Annotated in this window: 3 protein-coding genes; 2 read left to right on the forward strand and 1 reads right to left on the reverse strand. The window is 66.0% G+C overall.

Going from position 1 to position 2,577, the window contains the following annotated elements; genetic code table 11:
• Window positions 1–155: 155 nt before the first annotated feature.
• Complete coding sequence (locus Q0L57_RS12250; protein ID WP_296742976.1) at window positions 156–980, forward strand: ABC transporter permease; 825 nt, start codon at window positions 156–158, stop codon at window positions 978–980.
• A gap of 29 nt (window positions 981–1,009) precedes the next feature.
• On the opposite strand, the gene epmA is transcribed toward Q0L57_RS12250, so the two are convergent.
• On the reverse strand, window positions 1,010–2,056 hold the full coding sequence (gene epmA, locus Q0L57_RS12255; RefSeq protein WP_296742977.1) for an EF-P lysine aminoacylase EpmA: 1,047 nt from the start codon (window positions 2,054–2,056) through the stop codon (window positions 1,010–1,012).
• A 129-nt stretch (window positions 2,057–2,185) separates the two neighbouring features.
• Between epmA and Q0L57_RS12260 the strand changes: the two genes are divergently transcribed.
• On the forward strand, window positions 2,186–2,577 hold a 392-nt coding region (locus tag Q0L57_RS12260), incomplete at its 3' end, for an elongation factor P (RefSeq protein ID WP_296742979.1).

The following is a 2,577-nucleotide window of genomic DNA, read 5'->3' on the forward strand; positions in this document are numbered from 1 at the left end:
CAGCTCATCAGCAATTTCATCGCCAACTACGTCAATGTCGAACTGAACTGGGAGATGGCGGCAGCGCTGAGCTTCATCCTGCTCGTCTTCACGCTGGCACTGTTCGGCATCTTTGCCCGCATCCTCGGCCTCGACCGCCTGAAGCTGGTGTAACCATGCTGCTCTCCCCCTACCCCACAACCGGCGAACGCATCCGCATCACCCTGCTCTGGCTGTGGTGCGGACTGGTGATCCTGTTCCTGCTGGTGCCGATCCTCATTCCGGTGCCGCTCTCCTTCAACAGCGGCGCCTTTTTCATCTTCCCGCTGGAAGGCCTTTCGACGCGCTGGTACGAGGTGGTGCTGGGTACCCAGCGCTGGCAGTCGGCAATCGGCAACAGCCTGATCGTGGCCTTCGGCACGACACTGATCGCAACGACGCTCGGCACGCTGACGGCAATCGCGCTTTCCGATGAGAAGTTCCCCGGGCGCCGCATCATCATGCCGCTGCTGCTTTCGCCGCTGATCGTTCCGGTGGTGATCACCGCGGTCGGCTCGTATCTCTTCTATGCGCGCGCCGGGCTTGCCAGCACCTATGCCGGTATCATCCTCGCCCATACCGCCCTGGCCAGCCCGTTTGTCGTCGTGACCGTGGGCGCCAGCCTGACCGGCTTCGACCGCAACCTGATGCGGGCCGCCGCGATCTCGGGAGCAAAGCCGGTGACGGCCTTCTTCCGGGTGATGCTGCCGCTGATCCTGCCTGGCGTGCTCTCCGGCGCAGCCTTCGCTTTCGTCACCTCGTTCGACGAGGTGGTTGTCGTGCAGTTCCTGGCCAGCGCCAGCCAGCGCACCATGCCGCTCGAGATGTTCATAGGCCTGCGCGAAAAGCTCAGCCCGGCGATCACCGCCGCCGCGACCTTGATGATGGCGCTTTCGATCGTACTCCTCGTCGTCGCCAACCTGTTGGCGCGGCGCGGCCAGAAGCGGCCAAGCGCGGCTTAGGTACTTCTTCGAAAAGCCGGCAGGCGCGATCAGGCGCCGGCTACCGGGGCCCAGATGACGTCGTCGATCCTCGTCGCCCCTGTCGCCAGCATCACCAGCCGGTCGAAGCCGAGCGCCGAGCCGCTCGCCTGCGGCATGACGGCGAGCGCGGCGAGGAAATCCTCATCCAGCGGATAGCGCTCGCCATAGACGCGCTCCTTCTCGTCCATCTCGGCAACGAAGCGGCGGCGCTGCTCGGCGGCGTCGGTGAGTTCGCCGAAGGCATTGGCGAGCTCGACGCCGCAGCAATAGAGCTCGAAGCGCTCGGCAACGCGCGGGTCCTCGGCGCTTGGCCGGGCAAGGGCGGCCTCCGAAACCGGATAGCCATAGAGGATGGTCGCGCGCCCCTGCCCCAGCGCCGGCTCGACCTTTTCCACCATCACCCGGCTGAACAGATCGGCCCAATTGTCGTCGGGCGCGGTGCGCAAGCCGGCCGCAACCAGCGCCGCGTGGAGCGCGTCGCGATCGGTGTCGCCGTCGGCAGAAACCGTTGCGAGCAGGTCGATGCCGGCGTAACGCGCGAAGGCTTCGGCGACGCTGAGCCGCTCCGGTTCGGCGAACGGGTCGGCCTCGCGGCCGCGAAACCGAAAGCTCCTGGCGCCTGCCTTATCCGCCGCCAACGCGAGGAATTCGGCGCAGTCGGCCATCAAACTCGTGTAGGTTTCGCCGACGCGATACCATTCGAGCATGGTGAATTCGGGGTGGTGCAGCGGCCCGCGTTCGCGGTTGCGCCAGACGGCGCCGAGACTGAAGATGCGCTGCTCCCCGGCGGCGAGCAGCTTCTTGCAGGCGAACTCCGGCGAAGTGTGGAGATAGAGCGGCTGGCGCGAAGCGTCGGGCGCGATCGCCTCGGTGGCGAAGGCGGCGAGGTGCGCCTCGTTGCCGGGCGAGACCTGCAGCGCCGAGGTCGTCACCTCGACGAAATCGCGGTCGGCGAACCATCCCCGCAGGGCGGCGGCGATGGCGTTGCGCGCCATCAGCCGGGGCCGGCGATCGGCATGGATATGCGGCGTCCACCAGGGCGAAGCGGCCGTCATGGGCAGGAAAATCGCGTGGAAGACTGGCGGTTCGACGCAAGATGCGCTAGGGCGCACGCGATGGCCGCCGTCGCCGCTTCGCGGAAATCGACGCCTGCAGGCCGAAAAACTCGAACGGGATCGAATATCGTGGTCAAGGTCATCGCCAGCTCCTTACGCAAAGGCAACGTCGTCGATAAGGACGGCAAGCTCTATGTCATCCTCTTTGCCGAAAACATCCACCCTGGCAAGGGCACGCCGGTGACCCAGCTCGACATGCGCCGCATCGGCGACGGGGTGAAGATCTCGGAACGCTACCGCACGACCGAAATGGTCGAGCGCGCCTATGTCGAGGAGCGCGAGCACACCTTCCTCTACTCCGACGGCGAAGGCTTCCACTTCATGAACCCGGAAAGCTACGACCAGGTCGTGGCCTCGGAAGGCGTGGTCGGCGACTTCGCTCCCTATCTGCAGGAAGGCATGGCCGTGCAGCTGGCGCAGTTCAACGGCGTGCCGATCTCGCTGGTGCTGCCGCAGCGCGC

Source organism: Mesorhizobium sp., from assembly GCF_024509055.1.
GTDB lineage: Bacteria > Pseudomonadota > Alphaproteobacteria > Rhizobiales > Rhizobiaceae > Mesorhizobium.